The sequence below is a fragment of the Micromonospora halotolerans genome, assembly GCF_032108445.1.
GTDB lineage: Bacteria > Actinomycetota > Actinomycetes > Mycobacteriales > Micromonosporaceae > Micromonospora > Micromonospora halotolerans.
In genome coordinates this window covers 4,419,982-4,435,066 of sequence record NZ_CP134876.1, presented here as the reverse complement: position 1 = coordinate 4,435,066, position 15,085 = coordinate 4,419,982, and the positions used below count along the sequence as shown (strand labels likewise).

General features: G+C 74.3%; 16 protein-coding genes. All 16 read right to left on the bottom strand.

Translation table 11 applies throughout. The features are described 5' to 3' along the window. Positions 1–55 precede the first annotated feature (55 nt). The 16 genes from RMN56_RS21000 to RMN56_RS20925 all read right to left on the bottom strand — a co-directional run bounded on the left by RMN56_RS21000 (position 56) and on the right by RMN56_RS20925 (position 14,875). Positions 56–916, bottom strand: a complete 861-nt coding sequence (locus RMN56_RS21000) for a hypothetical protein (protein WP_313719223.1) — start codon at positions 914–916, stop codon at positions 56–58. Positions 917–923: 7 nt separating this feature from the next. Then, positions 924–1,868 (bottom strand): RluA family pseudouridine synthase, encoded by a 945-nt coding sequence (locus RMN56_RS20995; protein ID WP_313719222.1) that lies wholly within the window; start codon positions 1,866–1,868, stop codon positions 924–926. After that, on the bottom strand, positions 1,865–2,467 hold the full coding sequence (gene lspA / locus RMN56_RS20990) for a signal peptidase II (RefSeq protein ID WP_313719220.1): 603 nt from the start codon (positions 2,465–2,467) through the stop codon (positions 1,865–1,867). Before lspA ends, RMN56_RS20995 begins: the two co-directional genes overlap by 4 nt. A 67-nt stretch (positions 2,468–2,534) precedes the next feature. After that, on the bottom strand, positions 2,535–2,954 hold the full coding sequence (locus RMN56_RS20985; protein ID WP_091268039.1) for a TraR/DksA family transcriptional regulator: 420 nt from the start codon (positions 2,952–2,954) through the stop codon (positions 2,535–2,537). 223 nt (positions 2,955–3,177) lie between these two features. Then, positions 3,178–4,683, bottom strand: coding sequence for a potassium/proton antiporter (locus tag RMN56_RS20980; RefSeq protein ID WP_313719218.1), 1,506 nt, complete (start codon positions 4,681–4,683; stop codon positions 3,178–3,180). Positions 4,684–4,705: 22 nt separating this feature from the next. Beyond that, positions 4,706–5,014 (bottom strand): DUF167 domain-containing protein, encoded by a 309-nt coding sequence (locus RMN56_RS20975; protein WP_313719217.1) that lies wholly within the window; start codon positions 5,012–5,014, stop codon positions 4,706–4,708. Between the two features lie 2 nt (positions 5,015–5,016). Then, positions 5,017–5,751 (bottom strand): hypothetical protein, encoded by a 735-nt coding sequence (locus tag RMN56_RS20970; protein WP_313719215.1) that lies wholly within the window; start codon positions 5,749–5,751, stop codon positions 5,017–5,019. Between the two features lie 73 nt (positions 5,752–5,824). Further along, positions 5,825–6,634, bottom strand: a complete 810-nt coding sequence (locus RMN56_RS20965) for a DivIVA domain-containing protein (protein ID WP_313719213.1) — start codon at positions 6,632–6,634, stop codon at positions 5,825–5,827. Between the two features lie 41 nt (positions 6,635–6,675). Beyond that, entirely contained in the window at positions 6,676–6,981 is a 306-nt protein-coding gene (locus RMN56_RS20960; protein WP_262282451.1) for a YggT family protein, read from the bottom strand. A 28-nt stretch (positions 6,982–7,009) separates the two neighbouring features. After that, positions 7,010–7,705 (bottom strand): cell division protein SepF, encoded by a 696-nt coding sequence (locus tag RMN56_RS20955; RefSeq protein WP_313719209.1) that lies wholly within the window; start codon positions 7,703–7,705, stop codon positions 7,010–7,012. 194 nt (positions 7,706–7,899) lie between these two features. Continuing rightward, the gene (locus tag RMN56_RS20950) at positions 7,900–8,646 is read right to left on the bottom strand and encodes a YggS family pyridoxal phosphate-dependent enzyme (RefSeq protein ID WP_313719208.1); all 747 of its coding nucleotides are present in this window, start codon (positions 8,644–8,646) and stop codon (positions 7,900–7,902) included. A gap of 9 nt (positions 8,647–8,655) precedes the next feature. After that, a complete protein-coding gene (gene ftsZ, locus RMN56_RS20945; RefSeq protein WP_151464449.1) occupies positions 8,656–9,771 on the bottom strand; it encodes a cell division protein FtsZ in 1,116 nt (371 codons plus the stop codon). A gap of 239 nt (positions 9,772–10,010) precedes the next feature. Then, positions 10,011–10,829, bottom strand: a complete 819-nt coding sequence (locus RMN56_RS20940) for a cell division protein FtsQ/DivIB (RefSeq protein ID WP_313719207.1) — start codon at positions 10,827–10,829, stop codon at positions 10,011–10,013. Further along, the gene (gene murC, locus RMN56_RS20935; protein ID WP_313719206.1) at positions 10,826–12,307 is read right to left on the bottom strand and encodes a UDP-N-acetylmuramate--L-alanine ligase; all 1,482 of its coding nucleotides are present in this window, start codon (positions 12,305–12,307) and stop codon (positions 10,826–10,828) included. Before murC ends, RMN56_RS20940 begins: the two co-directional genes overlap by 4 nt. A 31-nt stretch (positions 12,308–12,338) precedes the next feature. Further along, the gene (gene murG / locus RMN56_RS20930; RefSeq protein ID WP_313719205.1) at positions 12,339–13,445 is read right to left on the bottom strand and encodes an undecaprenyldiphospho-muramoylpentapeptide beta-N-acetylglucosaminyltransferase; all 1,107 of its coding nucleotides are present in this window, start codon (positions 13,443–13,445) and stop codon (positions 12,339–12,341) included. Then, positions 13,445–14,875 carry an FtsW/RodA/SpoVE family cell cycle protein gene (locus RMN56_RS20925; protein ID WP_313724811.1) on the bottom strand — a complete coding sequence of 477 codons (1,431 nt, stop codon included), beginning with the start codon at positions 14,873–14,875 and terminating at the stop codon, positions 13,445–13,447. The genes murG and RMN56_RS20925 overlap by 1 nt, the downstream gene beginning before the upstream one ends. Positions 14,876–15,085: the final 210 nt, after the last annotated feature.

Here is a 15,085-nt window from a genome sequence, read left to right as displayed (position 1 = left end):
CCCCGGTGCCTCTCCTCACCGCCCCGCCGGGTACGGGGCCGCCCACCTGCACATCTCAGGAGGTGGGAGCGGGATTCGGCGGTCCCGCCCCGGTGGCGGGCCGGCCGGCGGCCGGTGAGGATCCGGTCACCGTCGGTGCGGATTCCGACGAATCGGCCATACCGGCGCTCGACGCGAGCCCGGTGTCGGCCGGCGGCCGCACCACGTCCCGCTGCTCCGGCAACGGTGGCGTGAACACCGTACGGTCCAGCCGGGTCACCTCGGGGGCGGGGTCGACCGCGCGGACGCCGGACCGGGCGGCCAGCGCCCGCAGGGCGTCCGGGGCGTCCCGGACCACGGCGGCGTAGACGCAGGCGCAGGCCGCCCGGTAGCCGGCCGCCTCCCGCGCCGCCACAACGGCCCCGGTGTCGTACACCCGGCGCAGCTCGGGATCGGCGGTGGCCGCCGGGGCGGCGGCGCGGGCCCGGTAGTCGGCGGCCTCCCGGTCCTTGCGCCCGGCCACCTCGGCCATCCCGGCGACCACGTCGCCCGGGACGCGCATCGCGGCGATCCGCACGATCTCGGTCTGCCGCCCGGGCACCGGCACCCGCGCCAGCACGGCGGAGACCGGGGCCTCGCCCAGCGCGGTGGCCACCTGCGCCGGCGTCAGGTACGCGGCGAACGACACGAGGGCGTAGCCGCCGGGCGCCGGGGCGTCGAGCCGGGCGAGTTCGCTGCCGGCGGCCCGCAGGTAGGCCGGGACGGAGTCCCCGTCGGCCACCCCGACCCGGGTCACCTCGCCCACCGTACGGTCCCCCACGGGCTCGTCCCGCCGCTGCGCGACGGCGACCAGCAGCACCACCAGCGCGCAGGCCAGGGCGAGCCAGGTGAGCGCGGCGGAGCGCGACCGCCGCGGCGGCCCGGTGTCGGTGCTCATCGGCGGGTCAGTCGCGGAGGATCTCCAGCGCCCGGGCCAGGTCGTCCGGGTACTCGCTGACGAAGGTGACCTCGTCGCCGGTGCGCGGGTGCGCGAAGCTCAGCGAGCGGGCGTGCAGCCACTGCCGGCTCAGCCCGAGCCGGGCGGACAGCGTCGGGTCGGCGCCGTAGGTGAGGTCGCCCACGCAGGGGTGCCGCAGCGTGGAGAAGTGCACCCGGATCTGGTGGGTACGCCCGGTCTCCAGCCGCACGTCGAGCAGGCTGGCCGAGGGGAACGCCTCGAGGGTGTCGTAGTGGGTGATGCTGGGCTTGCCGCCGGAGACCACCGCCCACCGGTAGTCGTGGTGCGGGTGCCGGTCGATCGGCGCGTCGATGGTGCCGCGCAGCGGGTCCGGGTGGCCCTGCACCACGGCGTGGTAGCGCTTCTCCACCTCGCGGTACTTGAACGCCCGCTTCAACGCGGTGTACGCCTGCTCGCTCTTGGCCACCACCATGACGCCGGTGGTGCCCACGTCGAGCCGGTGCACCACGCCCTGCCGCTCGGCGGCGCCGCTGGTGGAGATCCGGTGGCCGATCCCGGCCAACCCGCCGATCACGGTCGGGCCGGTCCAGCCCGGGCTGGGGTGGGCGGCCACCCCCACCGGCTTGTCCACCACCACGATGTCGTCGTCGGCGTAGACCACGGTGAGGCCGGGCACGGCCTGCGGCACCACGGTCGGCGGTGCGGCCGGCGCGGGCAGCGTGACCTCCAGCCAGGAGCCCGCCTTGACCTTGTGCGAGTTGGGCCGGGCGGTGCCGTCGACCAGCGCGTCCCCGGCGTCGACCAGCGCGGCGGCGGCCGTCCGGGACAGCCCGAAGAGCCGGGAGACGGCCTGGTCCAGGCGCATGCCGTCGAGCCCGTCCGGTACGGGCAGGGAGCGGTGGTCGCCGCCGGCGGCGAAGGCGGAGGTCACGCGCGCTCCCGCTGCTCGGCGGGGGTCTCGTCGCCGGACCGCGCGGCGGTGGCCCGGGAACCGTCCCGCTGCCGGCCGGTCAGCTCCAGGAACACGGCCAGCAGCACGCCGCAGACGAGTGAGCTGTCGGCCAGGTTGAACACCGGCCAGACCTGCCCGTACGGGTCGAAGAGGCTGATCATGTCGACCACGTGGCCGACGAAGTGCCCGGGGGCGCGGAAGACGCGGTCGGTGAGGTTGCCCAGCGCCCCGCCGAGCACCAGCCCGAGCGACACGGCCCAGGGCAGCGACCGTAGCCGCAGCGCCATCCATCCGATCCAGGCGATCACGCCGATGGTGATCAGCGGGAAGACCCAGGTGTGGTCGGAGCCGATGCTCCACGCGGCGCCGCTGTTGCGGGTCAGGCTCAGGTAGACCGCCCCGCCGAGCAGCGACACCGGGCCGCGCCCGGTGAGCTCCGAGAGGGCGAGCTGCTTGGTGACCAGGTCGGCGACGAGGGAGGCCAGGGCCACGCCGAGCAGCAGGCCGGCCGCCTTGCGGCGGGGCGTGCCGGCGCCCGACTCGGTGGTGCCGGACCCGGCGGGCGGTGCTGCGGTCATCTGCTCCCCATCGACGCTTGCGACGGTGGCGGTCACCGTCTGCCGTTCGGCCGCTGGGGAACGGACGTCAGCGCCGCTCCTCCAGCTGCTTGCAGCTCACGCAGAGGGTGGCCGACGGGAAGGCGGCGAGCCGCTCCACCGGGATCGGGTTGCCGCACCGCTCACACCAGCCGTAGCCACCCTCGTCGAGACGCTCCAGCGCGCGCTCGACCTGCGTGATCCGTTCCTTGATGCTGTTGGCGAGTGAGATCTCCTGCTCGCGCTCGAACGTCTTGGTGCCCGTGTCGGCCTGGTCGTCCCCGGCCGAGTCGGTCAGCCGGTCGCGCTGCAGCTCGGTGATCTCGCTCAGCGTCTGATCGTACTCGGCGTTGAGCTCGTCCCGCCGTGCCGCCAGGGCGGCCCGGATCTTCTCGGTCTCCGCCGCGCTGCGGGTGGCCTTCGCCACCGGTTTGCGACCGGCGGTCCTGGTGTCGGCTGGCTTCGCCATCGTCAGCTCCCTCAGCCGCGTGCCGCGGCGGTCAGCGTGCGTGGGCGGGGGTCGCCGGCAACGGGCGTCCCCCATGTACAGAACGGGCGCACGGCGACAGGGCCGCGCACTCCGGAGGGTGGCAAGAATACGGAACGTACAGGCGTCCGACAACGTGCCGCACCGTCGCACCGCGATTCAGCCCCAAACTGCCACCAATCGGGGCAAAGGGAACGCTAGCAGATCAGCTGGTCCGGTCCTCGCCGTACTCGCCAAACCACCGGGCCAGCCGACCGCGCCGGCTCACCGCCCGCAGCCGCCGCTCCGCCTCGTCCCGCACCTCCGCGGTGGCCACGATGAGCAGGCTGTCGCCGACCTTCAACCGGGTGTCCGGGCCGGGCACGAAGCCCACCCCGTCGCGCAGCACCAGCGTCACCGAGGCGCCCACCGGCAGCCGCAGCTCGTCCACGTGCACCCCGCCCATCCGGGAGCCCGGTGGCACCTCCAGCTGGAGCAGGTCGGCCCGCATCCGCTCCAGCGGCGCCGTCTCCAGCAGGATCTCCGTGGCCTCGGCGGGCGCGGTCACCCCGAGCCGGCGGGCCGCCGGCGCCAGGGTGCCGGCCTGGAGCAGCGTGAAGATCACCACGAGCACGAAGACCGCGTCGAAGAGCCGGTCGGCGCCCGGGACCCGCAGCGAGAGCGGAATGGTGGCCAGCACGATCGGCACCGCGCCGCGCAGCCCGGCCCAGGAGAGGAAGAGCTGCTCGCGCAGCGCGAACCGGAACGGCAGCGCGGAGACCGCCACCGACAGCGGGCGGGCCAGCAGCAGCAGAGCCAGCCCGGTGACCACCGCCGGCAGCACCGCCGCGTCCAGCCGGCTCGGCGACACCAGCAGGCCGAGCAGCACGAACAGACCGATCTGGGCCAGCCAGGCCAGCCCGTCGGCGAAGCCCAGGATGGCCTGCCGGTGCGGCAGCCGCGCGTTGCCCAGCAGCACACCGGCCACGTAGACGGCCAGGAAGCCCGAGGCGTGCAGCACCGAGCCGGCGGCGTACGCCAGCACCGTGAAGCCGACCACCGCGATCGGGTAGAGGCCGGCGGACGGCAGGGCGGCCCGGCGCAGCGCGTACCGGCCGGCGATCCCGGCGGCCACCCCGACCGCCGCGCCGACGCCCAGCTCGTAGCCGACCAGGAACACCTCGTACCACCACGGGTGGGCGGCCTCCGCCCCCGCCCGGGACAGCAGCAGCACCAGGATGACGACCGGCGCGTCGTTGATCCCGGACTCGGCCTCCAGGGTGGCCACCAGCCGGGGCGGCAGGCGCAGCCGGCGCAGGGTGGCGAAGACGGCCGCCGCGTCGGTGGAGGAGAGCACCGCGCCGTAGAGCAGCGCCAGCCGCCAGTCCAGGCCGAGCAGCAGGTGGACCACCACGCCGACGACCAGGATGCTGACCACCACGCCGACCGTCGAGAGCGCGGCGGCCAGGCCGAGCACCGGCCGCAGGGTGCTCCACCGGGCACTCAACCCGCCCTCCGCGATGATCACGATGAGCGCGCAGAAGCCGAGCACCCGGGTCAGCTCGACGTCGTCGAAGCGGATGCCCAGGCCGGCCTCGCCGATGGCCACCCCGAGCGCCAGGTAGGCGAGGAGGCTCGGCACGCCGAGCCGGGTCGAGAAACGCACCGCGCCCACCGCGACCAGCAGGACGGCGGCGCCGACCAGCAGCGCGACATCGAGCCCCGGCGTCATCCGCGGCCGGTCCGCAGCCGCGTCACCCGGCCGATCCGTCGCGGAGCCGCCGGAGCACGTCGGGCAGCCCGGGGGCCGGGTGCTCGACCAGGAAGAGCTTGTCCCGGCTGGCCGCGCCGGACCGCAGGGAGACCGCCGCCGGCCGGACGCCGAGCGCCTCGGCCAGGGCGCGGCGGGCCGCCTCGGTGGCGCGGCCATCCACCGCGGGCGCGTTCACCGCGACGACGAGGGCGGGGCCGTGCGGCCCGTCGAACCGGCCGCCGACCCGGGCCCGCGAGACGCCGGGCTTCACGCGTACGGCGATGGTGAGCGTGTCGTCCATGGTCACCATGATCAGCGCGGCCGGGCCTCGGCCAGCAGCGTGGTGGCCGGCGCGCAGCGGCCGCACGGGGTGAAGCCCAGCCCGACCGCCTCGGCGACCGGCAGCGGCTCGTCGGCCCGGCCCACCAACTGGGGGCAACCGGGCAGGTGGAAGCGGGGGTGGCCGTCGACCACCCGGACCTCACCGTCGAGCCGGACCAGCCGGGCGACCTCACCGTCGGTGAGGAACTCGGTCGGCGGGTCGCCCTCGAACGGGCCGTCCGGCGCCGGCGAGGTGGGCGTCGGCGCGTCGGCGGGCGCCTCGGCGCGGGACGGGCCGCGCGGCGCCGGTGGCGAGTAGGGCTCGGCCGGTGGCTCGACCGGATCGGGCTCGAACGGATCGGGCTCGAACGGATCGGCCGGCGGCCCATACGCGGCGGCCGGCGGGTCGACCACGTCGGCCACCGGTGGCCCGGGTGGTTGCCGCCACCCGGGTCCACCGGCGCCGACCGGCGATGTGATGTGCGGGACCGGGACCTCCGGCTCGTCCAGGGACGGGCCGGCCGGTGCGGTCCGGCGACGCGGTCCGGTCTCCCGGCCCACCGTGGCCCGGGCGGCGGCCGCCTGGCGGGCGAACGCGACGAGGGCTACGGCGGCCAGCAGGCTGACCGCGATCGAGGTGATCAGCAGCGGGCTGGACCCGGCGGCCAACCCGGCCACCAGGAGCACGACCGCGACGAGGATGAGAAGGATGCTGGCTGCTATCACGGCTCACCCCCGGCCGCGTCGTGTCGGTCTGTGTCGCCGGTGGCCGCCGCGGGGACGGCCACCGACGCCGGGATCAGCGGCCGGACTCGAGCGAGCCCGTGCGGCCGCCGCCGTAGGAACCGGCGAGGCCGGCCGTGGCGAGGCCGTTGCTGCCGCCGGCGGCACGGGCGCCCTCGGAGCGGTTCATCTCGACCTCGAGGCCCTGGCCGCGACCGTCGAGGTCACGCAGCTGGCTCTCCAGGTACGCCTTGAGGCGGGTGCGGTACTCGCGCTCGAACTGCTTGAGCTCCTCGATGTGCTTCTGCAGCGCGGTGCGCTTGGCGTCCAGGCCGCCCATGGCCTCCTGGTGCCGCTGGCGGGCGTCCCGCTCCAGCGCGTCGGCCTTGGCGCGGGCCTCGCGGGTGACCTCCTCGGCCTTGGAACGGGCCTCGGAGAGCAGCTGGTCGGCCTCGCGCCGGGCGTCGGACACGTGGTCGTCGGCGGTGCGCTGGGCCATCATGAGCACCCGCAGCGCCTGCTGCTCGCCGTCGGCGGCGGCGGAGGTCGCCGGGCCACCCTGGGCGCGGACCTGCTCGAGCTCGGCCTGCATCGCCCGGGCCGCCTGCTCGGCGGCCGCCTTGTCGCGCTGCACCCGGTCGAGCTGGGCCTTGACGTCGTTGAGCTCCGCCGCGAGCCGGGCGTCGCCGCCGGGGCCGGCGGGAGCCCCGCCCCGACCGCCGCGCTCCACCTGGGCGCGCAGCTCGTTGTTCTCCTCGATCAGACGGGCGAGCTCGCGCTCGACCTCGTCCAGGAAGGCGTCGACCTCCTCCTCGTCATAGCCCCGCTTGCCGATCGGCGGCTTTTTGAAGGCGACGTTGTGGACGTCGGCCGGGGTCAGCGGCATCGAAACTCCTCGGGTCAGTTGCGGCCGCGAAAGCGCTCTGGTCAGGCAAAGGCCAGGATCAGACGCCTAAACACGAACTCCATCAGCACGAACAGGATAACCAGGAGCACAAGGGAGGCCAGGTCGATGCTCACGGTACCAATTCGCAGTGGTGGGATCACACGCCTCAACGCGCGCAGGGGCGGATCAGTGACGCTCCACACGACTTCCAGTCCCGCGGATGCTCCACGGCCCGGTTGCCAGCGGCGTCCATACGCCAGAACAGCGCTGAGGACAAATCGGGCCAACAACACAAGTAGGAAGAAATACAGGAGCAGATAGAGCACCTGGAACAGGATCGACAACACGGCAGGCGACGTCCCTCGGTCGTGCGGGCTAGCTCAGGCTGAAAAAGCCGCCCTCAGCGATCTTGGCCTTGTCCTCCGCGGTGACCTGGACGTTGGCCGGTGAGAGCAGGAACACCCGGTTGGTCACGCGCTCGATCGTACCGCGCAGGCCGAACGCGAGCCCGGCAGCGAAGTCGACAAGCCGGCGGGCATCCGCCTCGTCCATCTCGGTGAGGTTGATGATCACCGGCACGCCGTCGCGGAAGTGCTCACCGATGGTGCGCGCCTCCCGGTAGGTGGTCGGGTGCAGCGTGGTGATCTGGTAGCGCTGCTCGTCCTCGGGCGCCACGGCCCGCTCGCGCGGCTGGGCCTGCGGCGCCAGGGCGAGGTTGTCCCGGGTGTGGTAGGTCAGCGCGCCGGAGGTCTCGCCCGCGCCGGAGCGGGTGATCGACCGGACGCTGGACCGCTCGGTCCGCTCCGGCCGCTCCACCTCGGCACGGTCGGTGTCGACGGCGCGGCTCGACGCGCGCTCGGTCAGCCGGCCGCGGTCACCGGACCGGCCCCGGCTCGCCGGCGGCTCCTCGGACTCGTCGTCCTCGTCGTCGGCGAACTCTTCCGCGTAGCGGCTCGACCGGTAGCGCGACTCGCGGTAGCCACCCTTGTCGTAGCCACCGTCCTCGTACGCCCGCTCCTCGTCCTCCTCGACGAGACCGAGCCAGACCCCCGCCTTGCGCAGTGCACCCATCCCCGCGCCCTTCCGTCCGCCGTGCGGCACGCGCCCCCGTGCCGTGTCGCTTGATCACGAGTGGACAACGATGCCCACCGGACCGGATCGGCAATCCCCTGGCGAGCGATTCGCGGTCCGCTCGCCACGGCCCCCGGCTACGGGAACGCCGTTCCTGAACAACACTGCTGTAATTTGCTTCTTTCGCGGTCAGGCTACCGCAGCGTGGGGCGCATTCCGAGCAACGCGCTGCCGACGCGGACATGTGTCGCGCCGTATCCGATCGCAATTTCCAGATCGCCGCTCATGCCCGCCGAGAGAACCGTCGCACCGGGATGGTCGGCGCGGAATCGCGCCGCCACCTCGGCGAGCCGGGCGAACGCCCGGTCCGGCTCCCAGCCGAGCGGAGCGACCGCCATCAGACCGGCGAGCCGCAACGCGCCGGCAGCGGCCACCGCGTCGGCCACCGGACCGAGCCCCCGGTCGGGGTCGGCCGCGTCCGGCAGCGCCCCGCCACGGGCGGGGTCGCCGTCGACGCTCACCTGCACCAGCACGTCCAGCGGCCGGTCCCGGGCGGCGGCCGCGGCGCCGTCCAGGGCGGCGGCCAGCCGCACGCTGTCGACCGACTGGACCACGTCGGCGTAGCGGACCACCGAGCGGGCCTTGTTGCGCTGGAGCTGGCCGATGAAGTGCCAGCGCGGCGCCGCCCCGGCGGCGGCCGCCTCGGCGGCCTTCGGTGCGGCCTCCTGGTCGCGGTTCTCCCCCACGTCGGTCACCCCGAGCCCGGCCAGCGCGACCACGTCGGCCGCCGGGTAGGTCTTGGTCACCGCGACCAGCGTGACCTCGCCCCGGTCCCGCCCGGCCGCCGCGCAGGCGTCGGCGATGCGGGACCGGACCCGGGCGAGGCCGGCCGCGAGCTCGGCGCGACGGTCGGGTCGCACCGTGGTCGGTGAGTCGGTCATCGGTGCGGCTCAGGACCCGTTCTTGAGGAAGTCCGGCACGTCCACGTCGTCGAACAGCACCCGGCGCGGCGACTGCTGCGGGGCCGGCATGGTGGCCGGCGGGCTCACCGGAGCGTTCGCCTGGGTCGGCGGGTTCTGGTTGGTCTTGCGGGACGGCTCGACCGCCTTGTAGGCCGGCGCGCCCCCGTCGAAGCCCGCCGCGATCACGGTCACCCGCACCTCGTCGCCGAGCGCGTCGTCGATGACCGCGCCGAAGATGATGTTGGCGTCCGGGTGGGCCGCGTCGGTGACCAGCTGGGCCGCGTCGTTGATCTCGAACAGGCCCAGGTCGGAGCCACCGGCGATGGAGAGCAGCACGCCCCGCGCGCCGTCCATGCTCTGCTCCAGCAGCGGGCTGGAGATGGCCGCCTCGGCCGCCTCCACGGCGCGGTTCTCGCCGCGGGCGCTGCCGATGCCCATGAGCGCGCTGCCCGCGCCGCTCATGACGCTCTTCACGTCGGCGAAGTCCAGGTTGATCAGACCCGGCGTGGTGATCAGGTCGGTGATGCCCTGGACACCGGAGAGGAGCACCTGGTCCGCCGTGCGGAAGGCGTCCATCATGGAGATGTTGCGGTCACCGAGCGCGAGCAGCCGGTCGTTGGGGATCACGATGAGCGTGTCGCACTGGTTGCGCAGCTCCTCGATGCCCGACTCGGCCTGCACCTGACGGCGCTTGCCCTCGAAGGAGAACGGCCGGGTGACCACGCCGATGGTGAGCGCGCCGAGCTTGCGCGCGATGTTGGCCACCACCGGCGCGCCGCCGGTGCCGGTGCCGCCGCCCTCACCGCAGGTCACGAAGACCATGTCGGCGCCCTTGAGCACCTCCTCGATCTCGTCGCGGTGGTCCTCGGCGGCGTTCTTGCCGACGTCCGGATTGGCGCCGGCGCCCAGGCCGCGGGTCAACTCCCGGCCGACGTCGAGCTTGACGTCGGCGTCGCTCATGAGCAACGCCTGCGCGTCGGTGTTGATCGCGATGAACTCGACGCCCTTGAGCCCAACCTCGATCATCCGGTTGACGGCGTTCACGCCACCGCCCCCGATGCCGACGACCTTGATGACCGCCAGGTAGTTGTGCGGAGGTGTCATCTCCGGTCCTTTCCCTTCGAGATTGGCATGGGCCGACCCCACACGGCTTGGCCAAGACCAGCGGCAGAGCATTCCCCGGCGATTCCGACGGCTGAAACCCTCACCCTCTACTAGAGGCTTAGAGCTATGTCAACCACTGATCTCTTCGGGGCAACGTATGCGCCGCCGCGCGCTGAGCCAAGGACCTTTCCGGCGTGTCGCCCGGGGAGCGGGCCGGCTCACGTCGGCCGACCGGCAGATCACTGGAAGGTGACCACGTCCGGAGCGCTGACGTCGATCGTGTCGGCCTTCCGACCCAGCAGGGCGGTGGCCACCTTGGACTTGTCCCCGCTGCGGGTCGCGTCGCCCCAGACCACCTTCCGGTCCTCGCGCAGCAGCAGGGTGATCCGGGCCAGCCCGGCCACGTCCACCGCGACCAGCTCGGCGCGCAGCTGCGGGCTGAGCGCGGCGAGCACGGCCAGCCCGGCGCGGGTGCCGGGATCGTCGGGAGCCGGCCTGCCGACCCGGACGACCGGCAGCCCGGCGGGCGCCTGGTCCAGGTTCTGGAAGACCACGCCGGCCCGGTCCACGACCGCCCAGCGCTCGCCCTGCGGCACCGCGGCCACCGGGGACCGCTCCACCACCCGGATCACCAGGGCGCCCGGCCAGTCCCGCTCCACCGTGGCCCGCTCCACCGCGGCGAGCGTGCCCACCCGGCGGGCGGTCGCGGCCAGGTCCACCCGGGCCAGCGGAGCGTCGTCCGGCACGGCCGCGGCGTCGCGCACCTCGACCGGGGTGACCAGCGTCGCGCCGACCACCCGTACCTCCCGGACACCGAACAGGCCGGTGCCCAGCACGGTCCAGGCGACCAGCCCGGCGATCGCCAGCACGGCGGCGGCGACCGCCCAGGGCAGCGCCGCGCGCATCCGCCGCTGCCGGGCCCGGGCCATGAAACGCCGGGTGGACGGGGGTACGGCGTCCGCGCTCGCCCGGACCAGCTGCCACCGGCGGGCCGGGCTGCGCCGGCCGGCCCCGCCGTCCTGGCCGGGGGTGCGGCCACGGGCCGGGCCGGGGCTCATCCGGCCGTGGCCGCCGCGCCGTCCGGGTCGACGCCGGTGCCGATCGCCGCGGCGTCAGCGCTCCGGGCCAGCAGGGCGTCGAGCAGCTGGTCGCCCATCAGCGAGATCGGCGGCGCGCCCATGGTCACCACCACGTCGCCCGGCCGGGCCCGGCGGGCCACCTCGGCCGGCACGTCGTCCCACGCCTCGACGAAGACCTTCCGGTCCGCCGGCAGCGGCACCACCTGCAGCAGCGCGGCCGAGCCCTCGCCGGGCTGGCGCAGCTCGCCTGGGCCGAAGACCTCCAGCAGCACCAGCTCGTCGGCGATGCCGAGAGCGGCGGCGATCTCCGCCTGGAGGTCGCGGGTGCGGTACAGCCGGTAGGGCTGGAACACCACGATGAGCCGGCCCTCGCCGGCCACCTCCCGCAGCGTCTGCAGGGCCAGCGTCATGGAGGTCGGGTGGTAGGCGTACTCGTCGTAGACCAGCACGCCGTCGGCGACGCCCTTGCGCTCGAAGCGCCGCCGCACGCCGGGGAACGCGCCGAGCGCGGCCTCCGCCGCCGTGATCGGCAGCTCCAGCAGGTACGCGGCGAGCACCGCGGAGGCGCTGTTGAGTCCCATGTGCCGGCCCGGCACCGGGAGCCGGATCTCGCCCAGCGACCGGCCCTCGATCTCGGCCAGGTAGCGCACCCCCTGCGCCGAGGAGGCCATCTCGCTGAGCTTCAGGTCGGCGTCGGCGGACTCGCCGTACGTCCAGACCCGGCGCCCCTCGGCCCGCAGCGTCTCGGCCAGCCGCCGCCCGCCCGGGTCGTCGGCGCAGGTGACGATGAAGCCCTCCGGGTCGGTGAGCCGGGCGAACTCGGCGAAGGTCGCCTCCAGGTTGGCCAGGTCGCCGTAGGTGTTGAGGTGGTCCGCCTCGACGTTCGTGATGATCGACACGTACGGGCGGTAGATGAGGAACGAGCGGTCGCTCTCGTCCGCCTCGACCACGAAGTACTCACCCGTGCCGTGGTGCGCGCCCGAGCCGACCTCGGAGATCTCGCCACCGATCACGAAGGACGGGTCGGCGCCGGCCTGCTGGAGCACCATGGTGACCATCGAGGTCGTGGTGGTCTTGCCGTGGGTGCCGGCGACCGCCACGGTCCGGCGGCCGGTCATCGCGGCGGCCAGGGCCTCGGAGCGGTGCAGCACCCGCAGCCCGCGCCGGCGCGCCTCGACCATCTCCAGGTGGTCCTGCGGGATGGCCGAGGAGTAGACCACCGTGTCCACGCCGTCGAGGTTGGTCGCCTCGTGGCTCATGTGGATGGTGCCGCCCAGCGCCCGCAGGCCGGCCAGGGAGGGCCACTCCCGCAGCTCGCTGCCGGAGACCGGCAGGCCCCGGGTGAGGAAGAGCCGGGCCAGGCCGCTCATGCCGACGCCGCCCACCCCGATCAGGTGGATCCGGCCCAGGTCCTCCGCGGTCATCGTGCCGGCGGGGGTGAACTGCGCGGTGTTCATGAGACGTACCTTCCGGTCGCGGCGCCCCACATCAGCGGGACACCGCCTCGTAGACGAAGTTCAGCAGGGCCACGTCGCCGTCGCGCCGGCCGTACGCGGCCGCGGCGGCGCCCATCGCGGCGAGCCGCTGCGGGTCGCGGACCAGCGGGATCACCGTGCGCTCCACCCAGGCCGGGGTGACCTCGGCGTCGTCGACGAGCAGCCCGCCGCCGGCCTCCACCACGGGCAGGGCGTTGCGCTTCTGTTCCTGGTTGCTGTGCGGGTACGGCACGTAGATGGTGGGCAGGCCGATGGCGGCCACCTCGGCGCAGGTCATGGCGCCGCCCCGGCCCAGCATCAGGTCGGCGGCCGCGTAGCCCAGCTCCATCTCGGACAGGTAGGGCAGGGTCACGTACGGCACCGGCAGGTCGGTGGGGACGGAGACCGGCTCGTTGCGGGCGCCGATCACGTGCAGCACCTGCACGCCGTTGCGGGCCAGCTCCTTGGCGGCCCCGGAGACCGCCAGGTTGATCGAGCGGGCGCCCTGCGAGCCGCCGGCCACGAAGAGCACGGGCAGGTCGGGGCGGAGCCCGAAGTGGGCGCGGGCGGCGTTGCGCACGGCGGCCCGGTCCAGCCCGGCGATGCCCCGGCGCAGCGGCACCCCGACCACCCGGGCGTCGCGCAGCGACTCGGCCTGCGCCGGCTGGTGCGGGAAGCCGACCGCGACGTTCTTGGTGAACTTCATCCCGAGCCGGTTGGCCACGCCCGGCGGCACGTTCACCTCATGGATGACGATGGGCAGCTCGCGCCGCCACGCGGCCAGGTAGCCGGGGACCGAGACGTACCCGCCGAAGCCGATCACGACGTCGGCCCGCACCTCGTCGAGCACCTTGCCCGCCGCGCGGGCCGCCTTCCACATCCGGTCCGGCGTGCGCACCAGGCTCATGTTGACCGAGCGGGGCAGCTGGTAGGCCGGGATCTGGCGCAGGTCGTAGCCGGCCGGCGGGATCAGCTCGTTCTCCAGCCCTTTCGGTGTGCCGAGGCAGGTGATCCGGACGCTCGGGTCGTGTCGGCGCAGGCAGTCGGCGAAGGCGAGCAGTGGGTAGATGTGCCCACCCGTACCGCCCCCGCAGAGCACCACCGAACGCAGCGGACCCATCAGCGTCTCCTCTCGCTCGCCGTGCCGGCGCGCGTCCGGTCGGACCGGACGCCGCGGGCCGCGGCCTGGTCGTCCTGCCGTCGCGGGCGGGACCGGGGCACGGACCCTCGGTCCGCCGGTGGCGACGCCGGGCGGCGCCGGCCGGGAAGCGGCGGCAACGGGGCCCACACTAGTCGGACCCACCGGGCCGGCGGACGGGCATGCAGGGCCCGGGCCGCGTCCGGCTCGGCCCGGGCGAAGGAGGCGAGCATCCCGACCGCGGCCAGCGTCACCACGAGGGCGCTGCCGCCGTCGGAGATGAAGGGCAGGGGTACGCCGGTGAGCGGCAGCAGCCCGGTGACCCCGCCGATGTTGATGACGGCCTGGCCGACCAGCCAGGCGGTGACCCCGGCGGCGGCGAGCCGGCGGAACGGGTCCTCCACCCGGCGGGCGATCCGCAGCCCGGAGTAGGCGAGCACGGCGAAGAGCACCAGCACCACGGTGCAGCCGACCACGCCCAGCTCCTCGGCGATCACCGCGAAGATGAAGTCGTTGTGCGCCTCGGGCAGCCAGCCGAACTTGGCGCTGCTCTTGCCGAGTCCGACGCCGAACCAGCCGCCGTTCTCCAGCGCGAAGCGGGCCTGGACGAGCTGGTAGCAGTTCGGCAGCTGCTCGTCGAAGCAGGTCTTCGGGTCGGGCGGGTGGAGGAACGAGGTGAGCCGCCCCAGCCGGTAGTTGTCGGCGTCCCGGGACCCGGAGCCGGCGCCGAGCGACGCGGCGGCGACCAGCAGGCCGACGCCGGCCAGGCCGACCGCGGAGAGGGCGGCGAACACCCGCATCCGCACCCCGGCCGCCCAGAGCATCCCGACCACCAGGGCGAGCAGGCAGAGCATGCTGCCCAGGTCGTTGTAGCCGACCAGCACGAAGAGCAGGCCGACCACCGGGAACAGCGGGGTGGCCAGCTCCTTCCACCAGCCGAGCGCGGCGCCCTTGCGGGCCAGCACGTGGGCGCCCCAGAGCACCAGCGCGAACTTCGCCACCTCGACGGGCTGCACCGAGATCGGGCCGACGTAGAGCCAGAGCAGCTCGGCCTTGAGCGGGCCGAGCGACGTGACGCGGAACAGCGCCTCCAGCGCGACCAGCAGGTTGAGGACCAGCAGGAGCACCACGGCCACGCCGAGGAAGGGCCGGGCCACCGCCCGGAACGTCCGGCCGGGCAGCCGTTGGCAGGCCCAGAAGGCGACGATCCCGATCACCGCGAAGATCGTCTGCTTGACCAGGGACGCCGTGGCGTTCCCCTCCTCGGCGTAGTCCTTCACGCTGGTCGCGGAGAAGACCATGGTGAGGCCGATCAGCAGCAGCAGGCCGGCGCTGGAGAGCAGCAGGTAGTAGGAGGCCAGCGGCCGGGCCAGCAGGCCGCGCAGCGCGGCCAGCCCGCCGGCCGCGTCCAGCCCGAGCAGCGGCCCGGGCGGGTCGGCCGGACGGGTCGCCGCGGGCGGCCGCCGGGCCTGCGTCTGGGTCGCGCCCTCGGTGTTTCTCGCCTCCCCCACCCGCCCATCATGGCGGCTCGACCCGCCCGTCCGTGGCGCAACCGCCCGGTCGGCGTGTCGGACCTGAAGGAAGGGCCCCTTCTTAACAGACGTCTGTTAAGAAGGGGCCCT